We start from the raw sequence: 21325 nt of genomic DNA, 5'->3' as shown, positions 1-21325 counted from the left end.
GGGATTTTCCTGATGGACGCTCACTGTTGCCAGATCACGTTGCGGATGGGGAGGACGGCTTCGTAGACGCGATAGCGATAGTGTTGCCAGTCTGTCGACCCTGGGTTGTTGGCGTTGAGGTTGTTGATGGCGCCGCCCGCCCAGCAAACGGCGCGCGGGCTGGACGCGCGACAGGTGCTGTAGGTGTTCCCCGTGCCCGCAACCGTGACGACATCCTTTTCGTAGACATCGCTGCGCGCCACCACCGCCACGCGAATTGCTTTGATCGCCTGCCAGCCGGCGTTGTCGTTGGTCGCCGGGGTCGTGGTCGTCCACGCGGTGACTCGGACGCTGTTGTCCGCCAAGTTGGCATCGGTGCCGTATTCGGCTTGCAACTGAATGACTTGTGGGTAGATGACGCGCGTCTGGTTGGTGTTCGTCGCGGTATCCAGCCAAGTCAGGTTCAGGCTGTTGCTGGCCACGCTGTAGGTGCGTCGGGACATGGCCCCGAGATTGATCAGCGTAGAGCCGGAGGGGTACCCGTCAGGGGTGGGGAAGATGGTTTGACCACCTGGTTGGTTCCAGGCACTCTGACCAGAGTTGTGCAAAACCTGGTTCTGGCCTTGCCCCCCACCCTGGCTGTTCCCGCCGCCGGGAGAGGTGTTGTTGGTGACCTGAAAGACGGAGCACCAGTTGCTGCTGCCGATGGCGGGCGGCACGGCGATCATGAGATCGCCCTCGGTGATGCCCAGCGCGGATTGAACGAAGAAGTTGGCCGCCTGTGGTGGGTGATTGACGGTCACCTTGGTAGGCAAGGGGGCGCCTTCCTTGGTGCTGGCTGTGAAGGTGATCGTATCGGGTGCGCCGCTGGCCCCCTGGGTGATCACCACGGGGGCCAGGATGTAGGTTTGCGTCGCACTGGACCCATACTTGGCGCGGATCTCACAGCCCAGCGCAGACAGGTTGGCGGCCATACCGAAGCCGGCGTTTTTGGCGTCGCGCTCAATGGTGTACAGCGCCATGGCGCCTGTGGTGTTGGCGTCGGAGCCCGAGGTGGCCGTGCGCTTGCGGCTTTCGGCCATCAGCATGACCTGGGCCACCACGAGCACGGTGACCAAGCCGAGCAGCATCGCCACGAGCAACTCGATCAAAGTGAAACCACGCTGCTGTTGGGGCGGCGGGCATTCAGCCGAGGAAGATGGTGGGGGCAGCATGGCGGTGTGTCAGAAGTTGAGAGACGCAGATACCAAGGCGGTGCGCTGCGTGCTGTTGGCGGGTGTCCAGTTGACCTGAACCGTGACCACAGAACCATTGACGGTCACGGTGGCGGTGCCAGATGGGAGGGTGTTGGCCACGTTGGCCAGCCAAGCCGTGCAGTTCGAGCTGCTGCACGAGCCAGACGTGGTGACATAGCCCGCGAAATTGCCTTCGTCCACGGCCATCTGTCCCAGCAATTGATCGGCCAAGTAAGTGGCTTCGCCACGCATCTGCGCCTCGGTGCTAGCGCTGACCATGCGGCCTTGCAGTCCGATGAGGGCCAGAATCCCGAGCATCAACAGCAAGATGGCCACAAGTGCCTCCAGCAGCGCTGCACCGCGTTGGTCTGTGCGCGCCCGCATCGAACGCGAGCCGCTCTGCCTGAATGTGAGGTGGGGCGTCAACATTTGCGTGGATCGTTGGTGGGGAGCTGATTGGCGGTATCGGGATAGCACAGACGAACCTGCCCGCCGGAGGACACCGTGACTCGAAGGGCGATGGTGTCGGCCGTGGGCGAGGTGATGTCGATGCTGGTGATGCCTGTGGTGCAGGCGATGCTGCCTTGTGTGGGCAATTGGCCCAGGCCGTCGTAAGTCAGGCAGTTCGCCGCGCCGCTTGAAGAGAGTGTGACGCCTTGCAGGGCAACACTGGCGGAGTTCTTCTGGATGATGTCGCCCCCTGCATCGGCCATGGTGCCCGCGCACTTGTTGGTGATGCTCGTGGGCAGGACGCCGCCTTTGGACACCACCCAGGATGGACTGGTCGCGCTCATGGTGCAGCTCGAGTCGGTCGATGACACCATGGAGAAGGTCACACGGGTATTGCGCCGGATGGCCTCCATGCGGGCCAGTTGCAGCCCGCTGACGATGGATTCACCGACATTGCGTACCTTGAGGTTTTGCAGCCAGATCGTGATGCTGGGCGCAGCCAGCATCAGCATCAACGCGATGAGCGTGACCACGATCATGAGCTCCAGCAAAGTGAAGCCCTGTTCAGAGCGGGGCGTGGGGGTGTGCATCAGCTGCAGCTTTCCGAGGCTTTGGTGATCCAGCAGGACTTGGTCACGGTCTGGCCATTGAACTTGGTTGTCGCCTGCGCGTTGCTTTGCGTCAGGGTGTACTCGTAGCCTGTGATGTCGCCTTTTCCGGCTGCCGTGATCGTGTAGGTTTGGTTGGTGCTGCCGATCGTGCAGGTGTAGGTGAAATACTTGCTGTTGGACGGGAGGGCCGATTGGGTGGCGCAAGAGCCCGCTGCGGTGCCGTAATTCCGGAAGTCCTGGTAGTACTGCTCCAGCTTGACCCGCGCCGTGGCCATTTCTGCAAACCCTTCTTGCAGCTTGCCCCGGCGGATGTAGTCTCTGTAACTGGGCAACGCCACAGCGGCCAAAATGCCAATGATCGCCACCGTGATCATCACTTCGATCAATGTGAAACCCCGGGGGGCGCGATGCAGGGCGGGGTGAGGTGTGTTGCAAGCGGTCATGCCAAAAACCCTTTGTGTGTGGTTTGATGATCGGGCAGCGCCCCGATCTTGGGAAGATGGGGAAGCCCGGTCCGGACCAGGAAGGTGGTGAAAAACGTTGCGCAGCGCCGAGGCGCTGCGTCGTTCCGGTACAGCTGGTGTGGTGTGTACCGTTCATCGCTCGTGCTTGACCGTCCGGCGGCGTCCGGCCCTTGCACCAGCCCGCGGCTCAGAACAGCGCCGAGCTCAGCTTGCGGCGGTACTTGTCCACCACCGGATCCGCCGCCGTCACGGCCACCTTGCCGGCGATCTCCAGCTTCGGCTTGCTGTCAGCACCCGCTGCTGCGGCCGCCTTGGGCGGAATCGGCTTGGGCTGCGGCTTGCTCATCACTTCCAGAATGGCGACATAGGTCTTGCGGGCCAGGTCGTCGCTCCAGCCCTTGTCGCGCATGATGATCTCCAGCAATTCGTCCATGGCTTCGGTGAAGTGGCCGCTGGCAAAAAAGATCTGGGCCAGCTCGAAGCGGGCGGTGAAATCGCGCTTGTTGGCTTCAATCGCTGCCGAGAGTTCGGCCGGCGAGCGCCCCCGTCGGGCCGAGGCCAGTGCGTCGATGTAGCGGCCAAAGGCGTTCACCCGTTGCTCGGCCAGCAGCCCGGTGGCGCGGTCGGCAATGGGCGCGAAGATGGCCTGTGCGCCTTCGAGCGCGCCTTCGGCCAGCAGCAGCTTGATCAGGTCGTAGCGGGCCTCGTCGTTGCCGGGGTCCTTGGCCAAGGCGTCTTCCAGCTTGGCCAGGGCTGTTTCGGTGTCGCCGGATTCGGCCAGTTGCTCGGCCTCCAGGGTTTCCAGCTCCGAAGCGATTTCGCCTTCTGCAGGGACGTGTTTGTCGAGGAATTCGCGGATCTTTTCGGGTGGCAGGGCGCCGACGAAGCCGTCGACCGGCTGTCCGCCCACGAACATCACGCAAAACGGGATGGAGCGCACGCCGAACATCTGCGACAGTTGGCCGGCAATCTCTTGCTGCTCGTCGGCATTGACCTTGGCCAGCAGGAAGCGGCCGGCGTACTCGGTTTCGAGCTTTTCCAGCACTGGGCCCAGGGCCTTGCAGGGGCCGCACCACTCGGCCCAGATGTCCAGCAGCACCGGCTGTTGCAGGGAGGCTTTGATCAGGTCGGATTCAAAGTTGGCAAGGGTGATGTCGATCATGGTGGGCAGATCTTTCCGGGGTGATTCAGATTGTGCGGCGCGCCGGGGCGGCAGCGCCTAAAATTCAGGGTTTTGAGTGACGAGGACGAGCCGTGAGCAGCACGACAGGTTTGACAGGCGCCATCAAGGTGGGCGTGGTGATGGGATCCAGCAGCGACTGGGATGTCATGCGCCATGCCGCTGACATTCTGACCGAGTTCGGCGTGACTTTCGAGGCTCAGGTCGTCTCGGCGCACCGCATGCCCGACGACATGTTCCGTTACGCCGAAGCCGCGGCCGACCGTGGCCTGGTGGCCATCATCGCCGGCGCCGGTGGGGCCGCACACCTGCCGGGCATGCTGGCGGCCAAGACCACGGTGCCCGTCTTGGGCGTGCCCGTGCCCTCGCGTCACCTGCAGGGGGTGGATTCGCTGCACTCCATCGTGCAGATGCCCAAGGGCATCCCGGTGGCGACGTTTGCGATTGGCACGGCGGGCGCCGGGAACGCGGCCCTGTTTGCCGTGGCGATGCTGGCCCACGGCGACGCGGCCCTGCGCGCCAAGCTCGACGCCTTCCGTGTGCGCCAGACCGAGGTGGCCCGCGCCATGACCAACGACCTGACCCTGGACCCCAAGGCATGACCAAGCGCACTGACGTGATCCTGCCCGGCGCAACGCTGGGTGTGATGGGGGGCGGCCAGTTGGGCCGCATGTTCGTGCATGCCGCCCAGGCCATGGGTTACCGCACCGCTGTGCTGGACGCGGATGCGAGCAGTCCGGCCGGCCTGGTGTCGCAAGTGCACATCCGTACGGCCTATCTGGACGAAGCCGGCCTGGCCGATCTGGCCCGCGTGTCGGACGCCATCACCACCGAGTTCGAGAACGTGCCCGCGCAGGCACTGGACAAGCTGGCCGAGGCCCGCCCAGTGGCGCCGGCGGGTCGCGCCGTGGCCATCTGCCAGGACCGCACCCGTGAGAAAGCCCACTTCGTGGCCTGTGGGGTCGATTGCGCACCGTATGCCGTGATCGAAACGCCCGAGCAACTGGCGACCGTCACCGACGACCTGCTGCCCGGCATCCTGAAAACCGCCCGCCTGGGTTACGACGGCAAGGGTCAGATCCGTGTGAAGACCCGCGCCGAACTGATCGCAGCCTGGGACGAGTTGCAGCGTGTGGGCTGCGTGCTGGAGAAGATGCTGCCGCTGGCCTACGAGGTCAGCGTGCTGGTGGCGCGCGGTCGCGACGGTCAGGTGGTGCATTTCCCGCTGCAGGAGAACCTGCACCGCGACGGCATCCTGGCGGTCACCACCGTGCCGGCTCCGCATGTAACCGAAGCCGTGTCGCAGCAGGCCTATGCCGCCGCGCATCAGATTGCTGCGTCCATGGACTATGTGGGCGTGCTGTGCATCGAGTTCTTCGTGCTGCAAGATGGCCGCATCGTGGCCAACGAGATGGCGCCGCGTCCGCACAATTCCGGGCATCACACCATTGATGCCTGCGACGTGTCGCAGTTCGAGCTGCAAGTGCGTGCGATGACGGGGCTGCCTTTGGTTGCGCCGGTGTTGCACAGCCCCTGCCTGATGCTCAACCTGCTGGGTGACCTGTGGTTCCCCGACGGGGCCGCCGAGCAGGTAGAGCCCGATTGGGCCGCGGTGCTGGCTCTGAGTGGCACCCACCTGCATCTGTATGGCAAGACCGAGGCCCGCAAGGCCCGCAAGATGGGGCACCTTACGGTGACGGGCGCCACGCCCGAGGCAGCGCGTGCCACAGCCTTGCAGGCGGCCGCCATTTTGGGCATCGCGCCTTTCTGATCTTGCCGTTTCAACTGTCGCCCACAGGACGCCCCCATGCCCATGCTCGACCCCGCCACCCAGCCTGACGCGATCGAGCGGGCCGCCCAGCGTCTGGCTGATGGCGGCCTGTTGGCGTTGCCCACCGAGACCGTCTATGGCCTGGGCGCGCGTGCGGACGACGACGCGGCTGTGGCGCGCATCTTTGCCGCCAAGGGCCGTCCAGCTGATCACCCCTTGATCGTGCATGTGCCCAATCTGCAGGCGGCGCTGCATTTCGTCTCGGCGTTCCCGCCAGTGGCGCAGCGTTTGACGCAGGCCTTCTGGCCCGGCCCTCTGACGGTGATCGTGCCCCGCGATCCGCGCGTGGCCACGGCCGCCGCAGGGGGGCACGACACCATTGGCCTGCGCTGCCCGTCCCACCCGGTGGCGCGCCAGTTGCTCGATGCCTGCGCGCAGCACGGCATCCTGGGTGTGGCGGCGCCGAGCGCCAACCGCTTTGGGCGCATCAGCCCCACCACCGCGCAGCATGTGCGTGAGGAGTTCGAGGGGCGTGGCGCCGGACTGGACGAGGTCTGGGTGCTCGATGGTGGCGCGTGTGAGGTGGGCATCGAGTCCACCATCATTGACTGTTCGCGCGGGCATCCGGTGTTGCTGCGCCCTGGCAGGCTCACGCTGGCCGAGATCGAGGCGGCGGCGGGCGAGTCGGTGCAGTGGTCTCGCCCTGAAGCCCCGGATCCTGCCGCGCCCAAGGCCGCTGGCACCTTGTTGTCGCACTACGCGCCACGTGCCCGGGTACGCTTGATGAGCGATGCGCAGTTGACGTCCGCTTTGGATGTGATCGAACCCGAGTTGACGGCTGCCGCGATGGGGGGGCGTCACAAGGCACCTCGCATTGCCGTGTACTCGCGCAGCCTGTGGGCGCATCGGCCGCCGCATCCGGGGATTGTGCATCGCTCCATGCCGGGTGATGCGGCCACCGCTGCGCATGACCTGTTTGCCGATCTGCGTGAGATGGACGCGACAGGGGTCGAGTTGATCTGGGTGGAAGCGCCGCCGCTCGACCCTGCCTGGGATGGGGTGAGGGACCGGCTGGACCGGGCCGCTGCCTGATGGCAGGGGGCCTGCGCTGCTGCGTGGGCCACACGTTTCTTTACATGGCAGACTGACAGCCGCGCCCGACGCGTTTTATGCTGTCAGGCTGCCACCTTGAATGCATTTTCGGAGATCTCATGTCTGTCATCCCTTCCTCATTCCTGCCTGTGAGCCTGCGCCGTGTGGGCCTGGTGGCCTTGGCATGTTCGACCCTGGTCTTGTCGGCCTGTGGCGGCGGGGACCGGGCTTCGGAGTATCAGCCTGCGAGCATTGTGTCGTTTGGGGATGAGAGCAGTGCATTTGCCAGCGTGAACCTGCCATCGAGGAACAATGACGGGACCGTCATTGCAGACGTTGTGGGGACGGTCAAAGGCCTGACCTATGCGGTCAACAGTGTGGTCAACGGTACAACCACCTTCTGCACCTACACGGCATCGACCGGTTTGTGCGATTCTTCCGCCACTCAGAACCCTGTGAGCAATTTTGTGCAAGGGGCGGGCGCACCCACCTTTGGTTACTTCGGTAGCGTCAACACCGGCGGCACGTTCAACGTGGTCACCCGCATTGACCTGGGCAATGGCGACTATGCCGCCGTGACGGGAGGCGATCTCAAGCGCACGACCGACCAGTTCTACAACTGTGCGGCCATCACGCTTTGGACACAGGTGGTGGCGCGCGCGTTTGGCAAGGGCTATGAGTTAGATTGCCCGGTGGCCTTGGCCGGTGCGGTGAGTCATGCCGGCGCGGACGCGAAAGTCGCTCAGCTGGCCACCCAGATCGCCGCGGCCAAATCGGCGGGGCAGCTTAAGTCGGGCGTGCTGGCCACCGTGTGGTTGGGTCAAAACGATCTGGTGGAGATTTTCGACAACAGCGCCTTGACGCTGACGCAGAAGAAGGCTGAGGCCGAAGCACGTGCCGCCACGCTGATTGAAGGCGTCAAGCAGATACTGGCCACGGGGGCCAAGGTGGTGCTGGTGAATGCGCCCAATCTGGCGTATTCGCCGTACGCGCTGGCGAGAAACGCGGTGAGCTGCGCCGATGTGAGCAGCCGGCCGTGCAATCCGGAAATGGATGCGTTGGTGGTGGCTTTCAACAAGCAATTGATCTCCAGCCTGGGGACGGAATACGCCCTGAACGGTCGCCAGCTGGGTTACGTGGATGCCGCGCAACTCACCAACACCTATGCGCGCAGCACCAGTTATGAAAACAAGCGCCAGTGTGACGCCGGCAAGATGGTTCGGCCAGATGGCGTCCTGGACAGCAGCTCCTTGGCGTACTGCAATGTGGGCACGCTGGAGAATGATGGCAACGTCGGCAACTATCTCTGGGCAGACGACGTGCGCGTGTCGTGGACGCTGCACAGCGTCATCGCCTCGACAGCGGTGACCCGAGCTGCCGAGCAGTTCTGATGACGCGTGGCCGCACGCCAGTCCGCGTGCGGCTTCAGCGAAACCGCAAACGCATCACCAAAATGGCCGACGCCAGCGTCAAGGTGATCGCATTGGCGACGGTGATGGGCCATGAACCCATCGCCACGCCATAGGCCAGCCACAGCGCCACCCCCGCGGTGAAGGCGCTGTACATGCCCACCGAAATCCCCTCGACCTGCCGGGTGCGGAAAATCAGCCAAGCCTGAGGGATGAACGAGCCCGTGGTCAGGATGGCGGCACAGGTGCCGATCCATTCGATGGCGGTGGGCGTCAGGGGCAGCAGGGCTTGCAGGGCGTTCACGGTGGGGCAGCTTTCTTCATTGATCTTGTCGGGCCCAGCTCAACAGGGCGTCCAGCACGGGCCGTGCTTGCGCGGCATCCGGGTGCTGAATGAGGCCGACCACCACATGGCGTCGGCCGCTCTTGCCGTCCACATAGCCCGCCACCGCCGCCACGCCGGACAGTGAGCCGGTTTTGACGCGCGCGTGGCCGGCGGCGCCTTGCCAGCGTCGCGCGGTGCCGTCCACCCCGGTCAAGGGCAGGGAGGCCATCAGGTCGGGCATGGTGGGGCTGGCCCACAGCGCTTGCAGCCACTGCCCCAGGCACAAGGCCGTGCTGCCCTCCGTGCGCGACAGCCCCGAACCGTTGTCGAGCACCAACTGCGCCGGGCCGCAGGGGGAGGGGGTGCTGGTGGCGGTCGTTTCGCGCACCGTGCGGGCGGTGGCCTCTGCGCCCCCCAGGGTCAGAAACAGTTGCCGTGCCATCACGTTGTTGCTGAATTTGTTGATGTCACGCACCACCTCGGCCAGCGGTTCGGAGGTCCAGCTTTGCCAGATGCCGGCGTCAGCGGGCCAGGCACCGGAGCGAACCTGGCCGTCCAGCTCGCCGCCCAGTTGCCGCCAGGTCTGCGTCAGCAAGCGGGCGGCGAAGTCATCGCCGTTGGCCCCTGGCCACAGCACGGGCCACGTCTGGGCGCCGCAACTCAGCGGATAGGGCCCGCGCACGCGCACCCGCCAGGGTGACAGGTGGTGCTGAGGCCAGCCGGGCGCCGGGTTTATTTGCAGGTCCAATGCAGCGCGCCAGTCGCCACAGGCACTGCGGGTGTCAGGGGTGAGCTCGGCCTCCACGGTCACGCTGGCCAGTGGCGGCTCCAGCGCCACGCGAACCTGCCCGGGGCGGGCCGCATCGGGCATCAGGTGCAGGGTGACGGCCTGGTGGTTGAGCAGCAGGGCGTCCGGGCCGGCGTTGTAGGGGCGAAGGCCCTTGCCATCGAACGCCCAGGGGTCGTGCGAGGGCAGTTGGAAGGCGGTGCGGTCCAGCACGATGTCGCCCTGGATGTGGCGCAGACCTGCCCCCCGCCAGCGTGACAGCATCAGGGACACCTGCTCCATGCGCAGGCTCGGGTCACCGCTGCCACGCACATGAACCGAGCCCGTCAGCGTGCCGTCCGGTCGCAGGGTGCCGGTCAGCGCGACGTCGGTCTGCCAGGTCCAGGCGGGCCCGAGGGTGCGCAGCGCGGCGCCGGTGGTGAACAGCTTCATCACCGAGGCCGCCGGCCGCAGCGTCTCGCTGAGGTGCTGCAGGCGAGGCGCCCCCCCCTCCACGGGGGCCACCCACAGCGACACTGCTTCAGCGGGAATACCTTGGGCTTGCAAGGCGGACGTCACCGGCGCGGGCAAAGACGAAGGCGAGGCGGGGTGCGGGCTTTGCGCCCCGGCTGTGGCGCACCCCCACAGCAGCAGGCCCCAGGCCAAGCGCCGCGGCGTGGGCCGTGCGGCGGGGAGGATTCGGGAAGCAGGGGACAATCGCAGACTGCGCATGGCCCACATCATAGAAGGCAGCGCACTCGCTACACTCCCTGCCATGTCTGCTGCCACCCCCGCTCTGCTCGCCCTTGATACCGCCACCGACCGTGTCCATGCCGCGCTGGCCGTGGGGGGCGTCGTACAGGTGCTGGATTTGGCGGGTGGGGCGCAGGCTTCTGCGCAGCTGTTGCCAGCGCTGCAGGGGCTGATGCGCACGGCGGGTCTGGCTTGGACCGACCTCGACGCCATCGCGTTCGGCAGCGGCCCTGGCGCTTTCACGGGCTTGCGCACAGCCTGCTCGGTCACGCAAGGGCTGGCGCTGGGCGCCGGCTGCCCGGTGATCGTGCTCGACACCCTGATGGCCGTGGCCGAAGATGCCCGACAGCAGGCGCCGCAGGACTGCCCGCCCGGAACGGAGGTGTGGGTGTTGCAGGATGCCCGCATGGACGAGTTGTATGTCGGCGCTTTCACCTGGAGCGGCGAGGACTGGCTGGTGGCGCAAACGGCACAACTGTGGCCCTTGGGTGAGCCGGTGTCCCGATGGGCCCAAGGGGGGCAGGTGGCGGCCGGCCTGCGTCTGTGTGGCAATGCGCTGCAAGCGTATCCGGAACGGTTTGCGCCGCTCGGCGGGCAGGGCATGTCGGTGTTGGGTGCGCTCACGGCCGCCCCACGAGGGCGCGCCTTGGCGAGCCTGTCGCGGCGTGCCTGGTCGCGCGGCGACACCGTGGATGTGGCCCTGGCTCTGCCGCGTTATGTGCGTGACAAGGTGGCGCAAACCACGGCCGAGCGCATGGCGGTGGCCCAGGCGCCGCGGTACACCGACCGCCTGATGACGGAGGCCGACATCCCGGCGGTGCTCGCCATGGAACACGAGGCATGCGCGCATCCCCTGCATGCCTGGACGGAGGACAACTACCGCTCGTCGCTGCGATCGGGCTACTGGATGCGGGTGCGCTGCGAGGCTGCCACCGGTCGCGTGGTCGCGGTGTGTGTGGCCATGGACGGTGCCGATGAACTCCATCTGCTCAACATTGCCGTGGGACGCGCTCATCAGGGGCAGGGCATCGCACGAGCCATGCTGGGCCTGCTGTACGAGCGCTGTCGCGCGCGCGGCGCCGGTTTGCTGTGGCTGGAGGTTCGCCCCAGCAACGACCGCGCACGCACCCTCTATGCCCGTGAAGGCTTTGTCGAGGTGGGGCGGCGCAAGCAGTACTACCCGGCCCCCGACGGGCGTGAGGATGCCTTGGTGATGCGTCGGGACATGGACCTCGGGGAGGGTGCCCGTGCGGTGGACTGAGCGTCAGCGCGCCATGCTGCGCGAGATGGGCGTCCCGGCGTTCTGGCCGGTCGAGCCGGAGGCCGTCGATGCTGCGCCCCCTGCCCAAGCCAGCGCGTCCCACGTCGCCGAGACCCCATCCGCTGTGGTGAGTGCGGCGGCCGGTTCTTTGGCCGCCCGACCTGCTCCCCAGGGCACTCGCCCTGAGCCCCTGTCGGTGCCTGCTCATGCGACCGCGGCATCGTCGCCCCGGCGTAGCGACCCGCCCGCCGAGGTGGTGCTGGGCGCGCGCCCAGCGGGCGTTGAGGCGATGGACTGGGCGGCACTGCGCGCCGCGGTGGCTGGCTGTCAGGCTTGTTCACTCAGCCAGAGCCGTACCCACACGGTGTTCGGCGTCGGCCACATCGAAGCTGACTGGATGATCGTGGGCGAAGCGCCCGGTGAACAGGAGGACAAGCGCGGCGAGCCCTTCGTGGGCCGCGCCGGCGAACTCCTCGATCGCATGCTCGAAGCCGTTGGCCTGACACGGGCCGAGGCTCCGGCTGCGCAGCAGGTCTTCATTGCCAACGTGCTCAAGTGCCGCCCACCGGCCAACCGCAACCCCTTGCCGCAAGAGGTGGCGCAGTGCGAACCCTACCTCCTGCGTCAGATGGCGCTGGTGCAGCCCCGTGTGGTGCTGGCCATGGGGCGTTTTGCCGTGCAGTCGCTGCTCAAGTCCAGCGAACCCTTGGGCAAGCTGCGGGGCCGGGTGCACCAGGTGCAGGGGGTGCCCGTCATCGTTACCTACCACCCCGCCTACCTCTTGCGCTCACCGGCTGACAAGGCTCTGGCCTGGGATGACCTGTGCCTGGCGCGCGAGGTGTTGATGCAGTCGCGGGCTCAATCGCCCGGATGACCGCCTGATCAATCGCCCAAGTAGCGGTTGCGCCGGAACCACCACACCAGCATCACCACCACCAGGGCCATCAGGCCGAAGGCCAGCCAGAAGCCATGGCTGGCGTGGATCAGTGGCAGCGCGTCGAAGTTCATGCCGAACACGCCGGTGATCAGGTTGAGTGGCAGGAAGATGGCCGTCAACACCGTCAGGGTGCGCATGATGGCGTTGGTGCGGCTGCCTTGCAGCGAAAAGTGCATCTGCACCGCGCTCTCGGACGAGGTCTCTAGCCGGCGCACATGGTTGAGCACCCGCTCGATGTGCTCCTGCACGTCGCGCGAGCGCACCCGCAGCACCTCGCGTTCGCGCGCTGCCACCGGATCGGTGGGCATCGGCCAGTCTTCCAGCGCGTCGATCCACTCCTGCAGGGCGCTGCGCTGGTCTTCGCAGATGTCTTCCAGCATGTGCAGGGTGTTGCGCGAGGCCAGCAACGCCTGCCAGTGGCGGAAGCGCCCGCTGCTACGCAGCATGTCCTGCTGCAGATAGCCCAGTTGGCGTGTCAACAGCCGGCGCAGGTCCAGGTAGCTGTCGACCATGTGGTTGACGATGCGCAGCATCAGGTCGGCCGGGCTGGGCGGCAGGCGTGACGGGCCACGGCCCTCTGTGCGATGCCCGTGCGCCAGACCCGCGAGGTGATGCTCTTCAATCAGGTGCGGGTCGACGCCCAGGTGGGCCTCCTCGTCGTCGTGCGCCGGCCGGGAGAACTCGGTCGCCGGCGCCGGGCTGTTGTCACCCGACGCGTGGCTGTTCTGACCCAGCTGACTCAAGCGTGTCTGAAAAAAGTCTCGCACCGAGCAGTCGGCGGGGTGCACCGTCAGCAGCACCCGGTCGAACACTGCAAAGCCCACCGGGCTGGTGTCGATGGCGGCCAGGGCCTGGCTGGCGCTGGATGCGGTGCCGCGCTCCTCGTCGAGGAACATGCGCTCGGTGCCCTGGCCAGCTGCCAGGCGGCGAAACACCAGCAGGTCATACCACGAGGTGTAGTCGTACTGCGAAGGCAGCTGTGGGTTGAGCAGGTCGGAGACGTGCAGGTCCACCAGCCCGCCACCCGCCAGGCGCTGCAGGTGCTGTTGCGCGCGCTCAAGCTGTACTTCGAAGACGCGGCGGCTGCAGGTCACCCACAGGAACCCCTGCGGGGGCAGGGCGGCAGGCCAGTCTGGCAGTTCGGTGAAGCTGTCGTGGATCAGGAAAAAGCGCACGGCAATCCCAGGCTCAGGTCACGGGCGGATCAGCCTTGGCGGCGCAGTTGCTCGGCGGCGTCCAGCGCGAAGTAGGTCAGCACCCCATCGGCACCGGCGCGCTTGAAGGCCAGCAGCGACTCCATCATCGTGGCGTCGTGGTCCAGCCAGCCGTTTTGCGCGGCGGCCTTGAGCATTGCGTACTCGCCGCTGACCTGGTAGGCAAAGGTCGGCACCTTGAAGGTGTCCTTCACGCGGCGCACGATGTCCAGGTAAGGCAGGCCAGGCTTGACCATCACCATGTCGGCGCCTTCCTCGATGTCGAGGGCGACTTCTCGCAAGGCCTCGTCACTGTTGGCGGGGTCCATCTGGTAGACCTTCTTGTTGCTCTTGCCCAGGTTGGCGGCCGAGCCCACCGCGTCGCGGAAGGGGCCGTAGAAGGCGCTCGCGTACTTGGCGCTGTAGGCCATGATGCGGGTGTAGATCAGGTTTTGTGACTCCAGCGCCTGACGGATGGCGCCAATGCGTCCGTCCATCATGTCGCTGGGCGCAACGATGTCCACACCGGCCTCTGCCTGGGTCAGCGCCTGGCGGGTCAGCACCTCGACCGTTTCGTCGTTGAGGATGTAGCCGGTCTCGTCGAGCAGACCGTCCTGGCCGTGGCTGGTGTAGGGGTCCAGGGCCACGTCGGTCATGATGCCCAGCTCGGGGAAGCGGCGTTTGAGTTCGCGCACGGTGCGTGGCACCAGCCCTTCCGGGTTGCCGGCTTCGCGGCCGTCCGGTGTCTTGAGCGAGGCGTCGATCACGGGGAACAGGGCCAGCACCGGCACGCCCAGCGTCAGGCAGCGCTCGGCCGCGGCATACAGCGCGCTGCGTCCCAGGCGCTCGACGCCTGGCATCGAACTGACGGCTTCACTGCCTTCGTCCTGGTCCAGCACGAACACCGGATAGATCAGGTCGTCGGCACGCAGGTGATGCTCGCGCACCAGGCGGCGGGAGAAATCATCCTTGCGCAGGCGACGGGGACGGTGATGGGGGAAGGGGGACGAGATGGTCATGGTGAGGTGCGCTCGATCGGTGACAGGGGCGCCGCAAGGTGCAAAAGTGCCAAAGTCGGCAAAATTTCCTGACTGCAGGCGTCGCTTCGAGGCGCGACGCAGAGACAGGGGGCGGCATCCCCTCTATAATTGCACCTGAATGATACGCCGCAAGGCCTCATTCCCTGCTTTTCCTCCCTGAGCAGGTGCCTTACCGTGATGACAGCGTGAAGGCTTCCAAGCCCTGGCCGATGGCCAGGGCTCTTTTTTTGCACTTTGCAAAACTTTGCGTCGACCCTCGTGGGGGCGGATGGCCATAATCGGGCCATGAGCAATGCCTACCTCTGGGCCAAAGCCCTCCACATCATCTTCGTGGCCAGCTGGTTTGCCGGCTTGTTTTACCTGCCGCGCCTGTTCGTCAACCTGGCCATGGTGCCGGCTGACAGCCATGCCGAGCGCGAGCGCCTGCTCCTCATGGCCCGCAAGCTCTATCGATTCAGCACCATCCTGATGGTGCCGGCGTTGGTCCTTGGCCTCCTGCTGTGGCTGCACTTTGGCATCGGCAAGGGACCGGGGCAGATCTGGATCCACATCAAGCTGTTGCTGGTGCTCGGCGTGGTGGGCTACCACCACATCTGCCGTCGTCTGCTGCGCACGTTTGAAGATCTGCACAACCGCCGCACCCACCGCTGGTATCGCGTCTTCAACGAGGCATCGGTGTTGCTGTTTGCGGCCATTGTCATCCTGGTCGTTTTCAAGCCCATGGTGGGCTGAGCGGGCGGTCTGGCGTGAGCCGGTCGACCTTGCCTGAGCACCGCAGTGCGGCCTGGCCCCTGACCTGGGTGGCTGTGGCCTTGGTGGTGTATGCCACCTTGCACCCTTTGACGGGGTGGCAGTGGCCAGACGCGCACGGCTTTGCCTGGCTCCTGCCCAAGCACCGCCATGAGGTGGCCAACGATCTGGTGGGCAACATCCTCGGCTACTTGCCCTTGGGTCTGGTTTTGTGTCTGGCGCACCTGCGCAGTGGGCGTGCTGCCTTGTGGGCGGTGCCTTTGACCCTCCTGCCGGTGTCGGCCCTGTCTTACGTGCTGGAGCTCGCCCAGTTCACCCTGCCCAATCGGGTGCCTTCCGTCACCGACTGGATGCTCAACACGCTGGGCGCGGCCTGGGGCACGCTGGCCGCCGTCACCGTCCATGCGCTCGGCTTGGTCGACGGCTGGCATCGCCTGCGTGAGCGTTGGTTCATTCCCCAAGCCGGTCTGGGGCTGGTGCTCTTGTGGCTGTGGCCGCTGGGCTTGCTGTTTCCTCCCCCTTTGCCTTTGGGTGAGGGGCAGTTGTGGCCCCATTTGCGCCTGGCGCTCATCGACTGGATGTCAGGCACGCCCTGGCAAGCCTGGCTTTTGCCCGACGATCCGCTCAGCCTCTGGGCCGAGGTCGACCGCTTTGGGGGCGAGGAGGGCTGGGCGGCGCCCATCGAATCACTCACGGTGGCCACCGGCATGTTGGCCCCTTTGTGCCTGGCCTGTGCCGTGGCACGCTCGCCTCGTCCTCGGTTGGTGATGTGGACGGGGCTGGTGCTCGCCGGCATTGGCGCCAGCGTGCTGTCGGCGGCCTTGAACTTCGGCCCGCCCCATGCGCTGAGCTGGGTCACGGTGCCCACCAGTGTGGGCTTGCTGGTGGGGGCCGCCGCCGGCATGCTGCTGGTGCAGCGCAGCAGGATGACCTGTGCGGTGTTGGGGGTGCTGGTGCTGTTGGTGCTGATCGTGCTCATCCACCTCGCGCCGCTGGACCCCTACTATGCCCAGACCTTGCAGGCCTGGGAGCAGGGCCGCTTCATCCGTTTTCATGGCCTCTCTCGCTGGTTTGGCATCTTGTGGCCGTACGTGGCCCTGGGGTGGTTGCTGGCGCGCATCTTCGGCCGCGAGGGGCATGAAAGTCGATCGGGCCGCCAGCCTCCCCCACCCTCTAAAATAAGTCCATGAGCTATTACCAGCGCCACATCTTCTTCTGCCTCAACCAACGCATCAATGGCGAAGCCAGTTGCGGGGACCATGACGCCAAGGCCGGTTTCGATCACTGCAAGCAGCGGGTCGCGGAAGCCGGGCTGAGCGGCAAAGGGCAGGTGCGTGTCAACAAGGCCGGGTGCCTGGACCGTTGCGCGGGCGGGCCTGTGGCCGTCGTTTATCCGGAAGGTGTCTGGTACACCTTTGTGGACAAGTCTGACATCGACGAGATCGTCGACCGCCATCTTGCCAAGGGCGAGGTCGTGGAGCGGCTCGTGTTGCCGGACGATGTGGGGCGCTGAGGCACCATGATCGGACGTCCTGCCTCCCAGACGATCGACGGCCCGGCGGGCTTGCTCGAGGTGGTCATTGAAGAGCCTGCGCACGCCCCGGTGGGCTTGGCCGTGGTTGCCCATCCCCATCCGCTCCAGGGCGGCACCATGGACAACAAGGTGGTGCACACCTTGTGCCGGGCCTTTGTGCTGGCCGGGTGGCGCGCGGTGCGTTTCAACTTCCGCGGGGTCGGGCAGTCGGATGGCGCCTGGGACGAAGGGCGCGGTGAAACCACCGACATGCTCACCGTGATCGCCCATCACCTCACCGATCCGGCACTCAAGGGGAAGCCATTGGCCCTGGCGGGTTTCTCCTTCGGGGGCTATGTGGCCGCACAGGCCCATGCACGGCTGACGGAGGCCGCGGCCAATCGGCCCGAACTGGTGGCCCCGAAGCAGCTCGTGCTCATCAGCCCGGCGACCTCGCGCTATGAGGTGCCTGAGGTGCCTGCGGACACCCTGGTGGTTGAGGGCGAACTCGACGACGTGGTGCCGCTCGCCAGCATCCTCGACTGGGCGCGGCCGCAAGGATTGCCTGTCACGGTGGTGCCGGGGACCGGGCACTTCTTTCACGGCAAGCTGACGGTGTTGCGCGAGGTGGTGCTGCGCCACCTGCGGGCGACCCCACACTGACTTGCAATGCGGGGCATCGGCCCCATCTGGGGTCGCCATGAGCCTTTTTCTTGTCCTCTCAGCCACCGTTCGGACGGCATCGCGCCATGCCCGTCTGGGGGGCTGGCTGGCCGGTGCGGTGTGGCTCTGCGCGGCGCCTGGGGCGCAGGCGCAAGCACCTGCGGCGTCTGCCGTGGCGCTGGCCTCGGCATTGGCCGACCCGCCACCCGGCATGCCCGCGCCGCCCGAGATCGCCGCCCGTGGGTTCATCTTGCAGGACCTCGGCAGCCAGCAGACCCTGGCTGCACACCAGCCTGACCAAAGCGTACCGCCGGCCTCGCTCACCAAGCTGATGACCGCCTATCTGGTGTGCCAGGCTGTGGACGCGGGGCAACTCCGCTGGGATCAGCGGCTGCCCTTGTCTGAGCGCGCGTGGCGTGCTGCCATCGGCAGCGGCGCGCGCGCCTTGGCGCCGGTGGGCGCCCAACTCACCGTGACCGAGTTGCTGCGAGGCATGGCCGTGCTGGGGGCCAACGACGCTGCGGTGGCCCTGGCCGAGGGGGTGGCGGGCTCGGTGGACGACTTCGTGGCGCGCATGAACCGCCAAGCCCAGGCGTGGGGCCTGAAGGGCACCCAGTTTCGCAACCCTGATGGTCAGACGGTCAGTGGCCAGGTCAGCACACCGCGCGAACTCGCCTGGATCGCGGTTCGACTGCTCACGGAACACCCCCAGGTGCTGGACCACACCCGCCAGCCCTCCCTGACACTGGGGGGCGTCAAGCAAGCCAGCAACAACCTGCTGCTGCTGCGGGACCCCAGCGTGGACGGCCTGCAGGTGGCCTATGCCGAGCGCCTGGGCTATGCCATGGTGGCGACCTCGCGTCGTGCGGCCGCGGCCGGCGAGCGCCGGCTGGTGGCCGTGGTGGTGGGCGCCTCTTCTGCCCAGGCGCGGGCCATCGAAACCCAGAAGCTGCTCAACTGGGGCTACAGCGCCTTCGATGCCGTCCGCCTGTATGCCGCGGGGCAGACTGTGAGCACGGCGCCCGTCTGGAAGGGCCGTGCCAGCACGGTCGCTTTGGGGCGCACCCAGCCCATCGTGGTCACCGTGCCCCGAGGGCAGGCCGCACGCATTCAGACCACTTTGACCCGGCAAGACCCCCTGCTGGCCCCTCTGGCGCAAGGGCAGACCGTGGGAACTTTGCACATCCGTCTGGGCACTCAACCCTGGCAGACCTTGCCGCTGCAGGCACTGGAGGCGGTGCCCAGCGCCGGCTGGCTGGGCCGCACCTGGGATGCCATCCGCCTGGGCATCCAATGAAAGACATGGCCATGAACCAACCCGTCAACCCCATCATCCCGCCCGAGCAGTCGCTCATCGAGTACCCCTGCCGCTTTCCCATCAAGGTGATGGGGCCGCATGTCGAAGAGTTTGTGGAGTCGGTGGTGACGCTCGTCGTTCAGCATGACCCCAGCTTTGACCGCGAGGCCCTGGAGCGTCGCCCCAGCAGCACCGGCAAGTACGTGGGCCTGACCGTCACGGTCACCGCCACCAGCCGCGAGCATCTGGACAACATCTACCGCGCCCTGACCAGCCACCCGCAAGTCAAGTACGTGCTGTGACCCCTGGGTGAGGGCAAGCGGACAAAGCCGCTGCCCCTGCCGCATACAATGTTTGCGCCCCTGCCGTTGCGCCTCGATGGTGCCGCGGCCTTTTGTTTGAAGGAACGATTGTGTTGATTTCTGAAGCCATTGCCCAAACCGCCGCTCCGGCAGCCAGCGCCTCCGGCGGTCTGATGAGCATGTTGCCCCTCGTGCTCATGTTCGTGGTGCTGTATTTCGTGATGATCCGGCCGCAGATGAAGCGCCAGAAAGAAACCCGCGCCATGCTCGAAGCCCTGGCCAAGGGTGACGAAGTGGTGACCCAGGGCGGTGTCATCGGCAAGATCACCAAGCTGGGCGACGCCTTCGTCAGCATCGAAGTGGCCAATGGCGTCGAGTTGCAACTGCAGCGCGTGGCGATCATCCAGGTTCTGCCCAAGGGCACCTACAAGTAAGTCACCGTCCGTGCTGTCGAGGATCCTATGAACCGCTATCCCTGGTGGAAGTACCTGATCATTGCCGTGGCCCTGCTCATCGGCCTGATCTACAGCCTGCCCAACGTCTTTGGTGAGGCCCCCGCCGTTCAGCTCTCCAGTGGCAAGGCCACCCTCAAGTTGGACCAGTCCGCCGTGGAGCGTGTGCGCACCGTGCTCAAGGAGGCGGGGCTCGATGCCGACTTCGTCGAGCTCGACGGCACCTCCGTGCGGGCGCGTTTCAAGGACACCGACAGCCAGTTGAAGGCCCGCGACGCCTTGAATCGTGCCTTCAATCCTGATGCCCAGGATCCGAGCTACATCGTCGCCCTGAATCTCGTGTCGCGCTCGCCGCAGTGGCTGCGCAGCCTGCACGCCCAGCCCATGTACCTGGGTCTGGACCTGCGTGGGGGCGTGCACTTCCTGATGCAGGTCGACATGAAGGCGGCGCTCACGCAAAAGCTCGATGGCCTCAGCACCGACATGCGCACGCTGCTGCGGGACAAGGACATCCGCCACAGTGGCATCCGCCGTGAGGCCTCGGCCTTGATTGTGCGCTTCCGTGACGATGCGTCTCGTGAGGCCGCCCGCGGCGTGCTGCAAAGCAGCTTGGCCGATGTGGTGTGGGTGGATGGCACCGACACCGGCGGCTCAGGCGATCGCACCCTGGTCGGCACCCTCAAGCCCACCTCCGAGCGCGCCATTCAAGAGCAGGCGCTCAAGCAGAACATCACCACCTTGCACAACCGGATCAATGAACTCGGCGTGGCCGAGCCCGTGATCCAGCAGCAAGGCATCGACCGCGTGGTCGTTCAGCTGCCGGGCGTGCAGGACACGGCCAAGGCCAAGGACATCATCGGCCGCACCGCCACGCTGGAAGTGCGCATGGTCAACGACAGCGTCGAGGCCCAGGCCGCGCAAGCCGGTGGCCCGGTGCCTTTCGGTTATGAGCGCTACATGGAGCGCGGCGGCCTGCCCATCATCGTCAAGCGCGAAGTGGTGCTGACTGGCGACAACCTCACCGACGCCCAGCCCGGCTTCGACGAGAACCAGGAAGCCGCCGTGCACCTGACGCTCGACGCCCGTGGTGCCCGCATCTTCAAGGACGTCACGCGCGAGAACATCGGCAAGCGCATGGCCATCATCCTGTTCGAAAAGGGCAAGGGTGAGGTTGTGACCGCCCCGGTGATCCGTGGCGAAATCGGCGGGGGGCGCGTGCAGATTTCGGGCCGCATGAGCACCGAAGAAGCCGCCGACACGGCCTTGCTGCTGCGTGCCGGCTCCTTGGCTGCACCGATGGAAATCATCGAAGAGCGCACCGTGGGTCCCAGCCTGGGGGCTGACAACATCGCGCAGGGCTTCAACAGCCTGATTTATGGCTTTGCGGCCATCGCGGTGTTCATGATCCTGTATTACATGCTGTTTGGCGTGTTTTCCACGGTGGCGCTCACGGTCAACCTGCTGCTCCTCGTGGCGGTGCTGTCGATGCTGCAGGCCACGTTGACGCTGCCGGGTATCGCCGCCATCGCCTTGACCCTGGGCATGGCCATTGACGCCAACGTGCTGATCAACGAGCGCGTGCGCGAAGAGCTGCGCAATGGCTCGGCGCCGCAATCGGCCATCCACGCCGGTTACGAGAACGCCTGGGCCACGATTCTGGACTCCAACGTCACCACCCTGATCGCGGGCCTGGCCTTGCTGGCCTTCGGTTCGGGTCCGGTGCGTGGCTTTGCCGTGGTGCACTGCCTGGGCATCCTCACCTCGATGTTCTCGGCCGTGTTCTTCTCGCGTGGCTTGGTCAACCTCTGGTACGGCCGTCAGAAGAAGCTCAAGAGCGTGTCCATCGGGCAGGTCTGGAAGCCCCAGGAATAAGCAGAGGGAA

The 21325-nt window shown here is 66.1% G+C and carries 23 protein-coding genes; 14 read left to right on the top strand and 9 right to left on the bottom strand.

The window, feature by feature from the left end:
• Nucleotides 1–20: 20 nt before the first annotated feature.
• From WIT60_RS14540 to WIT60_RS14520, 5 genes are all read right to left on the bottom strand, one after another.
• Complete coding sequence (locus tag WIT60_RS14540) at nucleotides 21–1193, bottom strand: PilW family protein (RefSeq protein WP_339584606.1); 1173 nt, start codon at nucleotides 1191–1193, stop codon at nucleotides 21–23.
• A gap of 9 nt (nucleotides 1194–1202) precedes the next feature.
• Complete coding sequence (locus WIT60_RS14535) at nucleotides 1203–1643, bottom strand: pilus assembly protein PilV (RefSeq protein ID WP_339584605.1); 441 nt, start codon at nucleotides 1641–1643, stop codon at nucleotides 1203–1205.
• Nucleotides 1637–2254 (bottom strand): GspH/FimT family pseudopilin, encoded by a 618-nt coding sequence (locus WIT60_RS14530; RefSeq protein WP_339584604.1) that lies wholly within the window; start codon nucleotides 2252–2254, stop codon nucleotides 1637–1639. The genes WIT60_RS14535 and WIT60_RS14530 overlap by 7 nt, the downstream gene beginning before the upstream one ends.
• Complete coding sequence (locus WIT60_RS14525; RefSeq protein ID WP_339584603.1) at nucleotides 2254–2718, bottom strand: type IV pilin protein; 465 nt, start codon at nucleotides 2716–2718, stop codon at nucleotides 2254–2256. The genes WIT60_RS14530 and WIT60_RS14525 overlap by 1 nt, the downstream gene beginning before the upstream one ends.
• Before the next feature lie 208 nt (nucleotides 2719–2926).
• Nucleotides 2927–3901 (bottom strand): tetratricopeptide repeat protein, encoded by a 975-nt coding sequence (locus WIT60_RS14520; RefSeq protein ID WP_339584602.1) that lies wholly within the window; start codon nucleotides 3899–3901, stop codon nucleotides 2927–2929.
• Between the two features lie 92 nt (nucleotides 3902–3993).
• Between WIT60_RS14520 and purE the strand changes: the two genes are divergently transcribed.
• From purE to WIT60_RS14500, 4 genes are all read left to right on the top strand, one after another.
• Nucleotides 3994–4521 (top strand): 5-(carboxyamino)imidazole ribonucleotide mutase, encoded by a 528-nt coding sequence (gene purE, locus WIT60_RS14515; RefSeq protein WP_339584601.1) that lies wholly within the window; start codon nucleotides 3994–3996, stop codon nucleotides 4519–4521.
• Entirely contained in the window at nucleotides 4518–5690 is a 1173-nt protein-coding gene (locus tag WIT60_RS14510) for a 5-(carboxyamino)imidazole ribonucleotide synthase (protein ID WP_339584600.1), read from the top strand. Before purE ends, WIT60_RS14510 begins: the two co-directional genes overlap by 4 nt.
• 42 nt (nucleotides 5691–5732) lie before the next feature.
• Nucleotides 5733–6782, top strand: a complete 1050-nt coding sequence (locus WIT60_RS14505) for an L-threonylcarbamoyladenylate synthase (protein ID WP_445207711.1) — start codon at nucleotides 5733–5735, stop codon at nucleotides 6780–6782.
• Nucleotides 6783–6901: 119 nt separating this feature from the next.
• Nucleotides 6902–8173, top strand: a complete 1272-nt coding sequence (locus WIT60_RS14500) for an SGNH/GDSL hydrolase family protein (protein WP_339584598.1) — start codon at nucleotides 6902–6904, stop codon at nucleotides 8171–8173.
• Between the two features lie 34 nt (nucleotides 8174–8207).
• Here WIT60_RS14500 and WIT60_RS14495 read toward each other — a convergent pair whose 3' ends face one another.
• Together WIT60_RS14495 and dacB are read right to left on the bottom strand one after the other, a co-directional pair.
• Nucleotides 8208–8495 carry an SWEET family sugar transporter gene (locus WIT60_RS14495; protein ID WP_339584597.1) on the bottom strand — a complete coding sequence of 96 codons (288 nt, stop codon included), beginning with the start codon at nucleotides 8493–8495 and terminating at the stop codon, nucleotides 8208–8210.
• Nucleotides 8496–8511: 16 nt separating this feature from the next.
• Nucleotides 8512–10014, bottom strand: coding sequence for a D-alanyl-D-alanine carboxypeptidase/D-alanyl-D-alanine endopeptidase (gene dacB, locus WIT60_RS14490; protein ID WP_339584596.1), 1503 nt, complete (start codon nucleotides 10012–10014; stop codon nucleotides 8512–8514).
• A gap of 43 nt (nucleotides 10015–10057) precedes the next feature.
• Here dacB and tsaB point away from each other — a divergent pair, with 43 nt between their 5' ends.
• A complete protein-coding gene (gene tsaB, locus WIT60_RS14485; RefSeq protein ID WP_339584595.1) occupies nucleotides 10058–11296 on the top strand; it encodes a tRNA (adenosine(37)-N6)-threonylcarbamoyltransferase complex dimerization subunit type 1 TsaB in 1239 nt (412 codons plus the stop codon).
• Nucleotides 11283–12170 (top strand): uracil-DNA glycosylase, encoded by an 888-nt coding sequence (locus WIT60_RS14480; RefSeq protein WP_339584594.1) that lies wholly within the window; start codon nucleotides 11283–11285, stop codon nucleotides 12168–12170. The genes tsaB and WIT60_RS14480 overlap by 14 nt, the downstream gene beginning before the upstream one ends.
• Nucleotides 12171–12178: 8 nt before the next feature.
• Here WIT60_RS14480 and WIT60_RS14475 read toward each other — a convergent pair whose 3' ends face one another.
• Nucleotides 12179–13408, bottom strand: coding sequence for a magnesium transporter CorA family protein (locus WIT60_RS14475; protein WP_339584593.1), 1230 nt, complete (start codon nucleotides 13406–13408; stop codon nucleotides 12179–12181).
• Nucleotides 13409–13437: 29 nt separating this feature from the next.
• The gene (gene hemB, locus WIT60_RS14470) at nucleotides 13438–14445 is read right to left on the bottom strand and encodes a porphobilinogen synthase (RefSeq protein WP_339584592.1); all 1008 of its coding nucleotides are present in this window, start codon (nucleotides 14443–14445) and stop codon (nucleotides 13438–13440) included.
• A 306-nt stretch (nucleotides 14446–14751) separates the two neighbouring features.
• Here hemB and WIT60_RS14465 point away from each other — a divergent pair, with 306 nt between their 5' ends.
• From WIT60_RS14465 to secD, 8 genes are all read left to right on the top strand, one after another.
• Nucleotides 14752–15198, top strand: a complete 447-nt coding sequence (locus tag WIT60_RS14465) for a CopD family protein (protein WP_339584591.1) — start codon at nucleotides 14752–14754, stop codon at nucleotides 15196–15198.
• 14 nt (nucleotides 15199–15212) lie between these two features.
• Nucleotides 15213–16406, top strand: coding sequence for a VanZ family protein (locus tag WIT60_RS14460; RefSeq protein WP_339584590.1), 1194 nt, complete (start codon nucleotides 15213–15215; stop codon nucleotides 16404–16406).
• Nucleotides 16403–16729 carry a (2Fe-2S) ferredoxin domain-containing protein gene (locus tag WIT60_RS14455; RefSeq protein ID WP_339584589.1) on the top strand — a complete coding sequence of 109 codons (327 nt, stop codon included), beginning with the start codon at nucleotides 16403–16405 and terminating at the stop codon, nucleotides 16727–16729. Before WIT60_RS14460 ends, WIT60_RS14455 begins: the two co-directional genes overlap by 4 nt.
• 6 nt (nucleotides 16730–16735) lie before the next feature.
• Complete coding sequence (locus WIT60_RS14450) at nucleotides 16736–17392, top strand: alpha/beta hydrolase (RefSeq protein WP_339584588.1); 657 nt, start codon at nucleotides 16736–16738, stop codon at nucleotides 17390–17392.
• A gap of 37 nt (nucleotides 17393–17429) precedes the next feature.
• Nucleotides 17430–18689, top strand: coding sequence for a D-alanyl-D-alanine carboxypeptidase family protein (locus WIT60_RS14445; protein ID WP_339584587.1), 1260 nt, complete (start codon nucleotides 17430–17432; stop codon nucleotides 18687–18689).
• An 11-nt stretch (nucleotides 18690–18700) separates the two neighbouring features.
• Nucleotides 18701–18991 (top strand): HP0495 family protein, encoded by a 291-nt coding sequence (locus tag WIT60_RS14440; protein WP_339584586.1) that lies wholly within the window; start codon nucleotides 18701–18703, stop codon nucleotides 18989–18991.
• A gap of 110 nt (nucleotides 18992–19101) precedes the next feature.
• Nucleotides 19102–19425, top strand: a complete 324-nt coding sequence (gene yajC, locus WIT60_RS14435; RefSeq protein ID WP_339584585.1) for a preprotein translocase subunit YajC — start codon at nucleotides 19102–19104, stop codon at nucleotides 19423–19425.
• Between the two features lie 27 nt (nucleotides 19426–19452).
• Complete coding sequence (gene secD / locus WIT60_RS14430) at nucleotides 19453–21315, top strand: protein translocase subunit SecD (protein ID WP_339584584.1); 1863 nt, start codon at nucleotides 19453–19455, stop codon at nucleotides 21313–21315.
• Nucleotides 21316–21325: the final 10 nt, after the last annotated feature.

The organism is Aquabacterium sp. G14 (genome assembly GCF_037482285.1).
Classification (GTDB): domain Bacteria; phylum Pseudomonadota; class Gammaproteobacteria; order Burkholderiales; family Burkholderiaceae_C; genus Aquabacterium.
Note: the sequence above shows the minus strand (reverse complement) of the source record. Positions and strands in the feature narration are given on the sequence as shown.

Bases quoted from the DNA above. Each gene is read 5' to 3' on its own strand.
- secD (WP_339584584.1), top strand. From the start codon at position 19,453: ATGAACCGCTATCCCTGGTGGAAGTACCTGATCATTGCCGTGGCCCTG.
- WIT60_RS14530 (WP_339584604.1), bottom strand. From the start codon at position 2,254: ATGCACACCCCCACGCCCCGCTCTGAACAGGGCTTCACTTTGCTGGAG.
- WIT60_RS14525 (WP_339584603.1), bottom strand. From the start codon at position 2,718: ATGACCGCTTGCAACACACCTCACCCCGCCCTGCATCGCGCCCCCCGG.
- WIT60_RS14520 (WP_339584602.1), bottom strand. From the start codon at position 3,901: ATGATCGACATCACCCTTGCCAACTTTGAATCCGACCTGATCAAAGCC.
- WIT60_RS14465 (WP_339584591.1), top strand. From the start codon at position 14,752: ATGAGCAATGCCTACCTCTGGGCCAAAGCCCTCCACATCATCTTCGTG.
- WIT60_RS14440 (WP_339584586.1), top strand. From the start codon at position 18,701: ATGAACCAACCCGTCAACCCCATCATCCCGCCCGAGCAGTCGCTCATC.
- WIT60_RS14445 (WP_339584587.1), top strand. From the start codon at position 17,430: ATGAGCCTTTTTCTTGTCCTCTCAGCCACCGTTCGGACGGCATCGCGC.
- dacB (WP_339584596.1), bottom strand. From the start codon at position 10,014: ATGCGCAGTCTGCGATTGTCCCCTGCTTCCCGAATCCTCCCCGCCGCA.
- hemB (WP_339584592.1), bottom strand. From the start codon at position 14,445: ATGACCATCTCGTCCCCCTTCCCCCATCACCGTCCCCGTCGCCTGCGC.
- tsaB (WP_339584595.1), top strand. From the start codon at position 10,058: ATGTCTGCTGCCACCCCCGCTCTGCTCGCCCTTGATACCGCCACCGAC.
- WIT60_RS14535 (WP_339584605.1), bottom strand. From the start codon at position 1,643: ATGTTGACGCCCCACCTCACATTCAGGCAGAGCGGCTCGCGTTCGATG.
- WIT60_RS14540 (WP_339584606.1), bottom strand. From the start codon at position 1,193: ATGCTGCCCCCACCATCTTCCTCGGCTGAATGCCCGCCGCCCCAACAG.
- WIT60_RS14500 (WP_339584598.1), top strand. From the start codon at position 6,902: ATGTCTGTCATCCCTTCCTCATTCCTGCCTGTGAGCCTGCGCCGTGTG.
- WIT60_RS14450 (WP_339584588.1), top strand. From the start codon at position 16,736: ATGATCGGACGTCCTGCCTCCCAGACGATCGACGGCCCGGCGGGCTTG.
- WIT60_RS14510 (WP_339584600.1), top strand. From the start codon at position 4,518: ATGACCAAGCGCACTGACGTGATCCTGCCCGGCGCAACGCTGGGTGTG.
- WIT60_RS14455 (WP_339584589.1), top strand. From the start codon at position 16,403: ATGAGCTATTACCAGCGCCACATCTTCTTCTGCCTCAACCAACGCATC.
- WIT60_RS14505 (WP_445207711.1), top strand. From the start codon at position 5,733: ATGCTCGACCCCGCCACCCAGCCTGACGCGATCGAGCGGGCCGCCCAG.